Consider the following 1,559-nt stretch of genomic DNA (forward strand, 5'->3'; position numbering starts at 1 on the left):
GTAAGCAGAGTTTTTGAAATGTAAGGCCTTTGAATAAGACAAAAGGCTGCCTCATCGCTAACTTTGCAACAGTGCCATTTTAAGCGTTATGCTAAGCCCAGGAAGCCGCAGGATCTTTTGAACCACAACTGCATTAACGTCCGCTATTCTGATACGAGTGGATTGTACGCCTGGGAATTCGAGAAAGATGCTCAGAAATTCAGTCTGAAAGTCAAAGGGCAATATATTGCGAACAGCACGATTCATCAGCTCGATGCAGCATTAGACGGGCTGGGGATTGCCTATATTCCCGAGTATGTTGCAGATGGATATATCAAAAGCGGCAAGCTGATTGCTGTTCTGACCGAGTGGTGTCCATATTTTGACGGCTACCATATTTATTATCCTCACCGCCGACAGGATTCTCCTGCGTTTATGGCTTTTCTGCAAGTTTTGCGTGACAGGTACAATAATGGAATAAGATAAATTTATGAGTAAAGGATTATGTCCACGATAAGCACCTGGGTCGATTCCTGGGAGGCGGCCATGAGGGTAGGGAAGCGCCGTCCCGTCAAGTCAGCGTAATGCTCTGCCAGTGTTACAACCAATTAACCAATTCTGATTAGAAAAACTCATCGAGCATCAAATGAAACTGCAATTTATTCATATCAGGATTATCAATACCATATTTTTGAAAAAGCCGTTTCTGTAATGAAGGAGAAAACTCACCGAGGCAGTTCCATAGGATGGCAAGATCCTGGTATCGGTCTGCGATTCCGACTCGTCCAACATCAATACAACCTATTAATTTCCCCTCGTCAAAAATAAGGTTATCAAGTGAGAAATCACCATGAGTGACGACTGAATCCGGTGAGAATGGCAAAAGCTTATGCATTTCTTTCCAGACTTGTTCAACAGGCCAGCCATTACGCTCGTCATCAAAATCACTCGCATCAACCAAACCGTTATTCATTCGTGATTGCGCCTGAGCGAGACGAAATGCGCGATCGCTGTTAAAAGGACAATTACAAACAGGAATCGAATGCAACCGGCGCAGGAACGCTGCCAGCGCATCAACAATATTTTCACCTGAATCAGGATATTCTTCTAATACCTGGAATGCTGTTTTCCCGGGGATCGCAGTGGTGAGTAACCATGCATCATCAGGAGTACGGATAAAATGCTTGATGGTCGGAAGAGGCATAAATGCCGTCAGCCAGTTTAGTCTGACCATCTCATCTGTAACATCATTGGCAACGCTACCTTTGCCATGTTTCAGAAACAACTCTGGCGCATCGGGCTTCCCATACAATCGATAGATTGTCGCACCTGATTGCCCGACATTATCGCGAGCCCATCTATACCCATATAAATCAGCATCCAGGTTGGAATTTAATCGCGGCCTCGAGCAAGACGTTTCCCGTTGAATATGGCTCATAACACCCCTTGTATTACTGTTTATGTAAGCAGACAGTTTTATTGTTCATGATGATATATTTTTATCGGCACTGTTGCAAATAGTCGGTGGTGATAAACTTATCATCCCCTTTTGCTGATGGAGCTGCACATGAACCCATTCA

General features: G+C 44.3%; 2 protein-coding genes. One reads left to right on the top strand and one right to left on the bottom strand.

The features are described 5' to 3' along the window. Positions 1 to 63: 63 nt before the first annotated feature. Positions 64 to 465 carry a LysR substrate-binding domain-containing protein gene (locus tag HX005_RS19480; protein WP_001183556.1) on the top strand — a complete coding sequence of 134 codons (402 nt, stop codon included), beginning with the start codon at positions 64 to 66 and terminating at the stop codon, positions 463 to 465. 136 nt (positions 466 to 601) lie between these two features. Here the strand turns inward: HX005_RS19480 and aph(3')-Ia are convergent, their stop codons facing one another. Next, a complete protein-coding gene (gene aph(3')-Ia, locus HX005_RS19485) occupies positions 602 to 1,417 on the bottom strand; it encodes an aminoglycoside O-phosphotransferase APH(3')-Ia (protein WP_000018323.1) in 816 nt (271 codons plus the stop codon). Positions 1,418 to 1,559: the final 142 nt, after the last annotated feature.

The sequence above is a fragment of the Acinetobacter sp. R933-2 genome, assembly GCF_030325485.1.
Classification (GTDB): domain Bacteria; phylum Pseudomonadota; class Gammaproteobacteria; order Pseudomonadales; family Moraxellaceae; genus Acinetobacter; species Acinetobacter sichuanensis.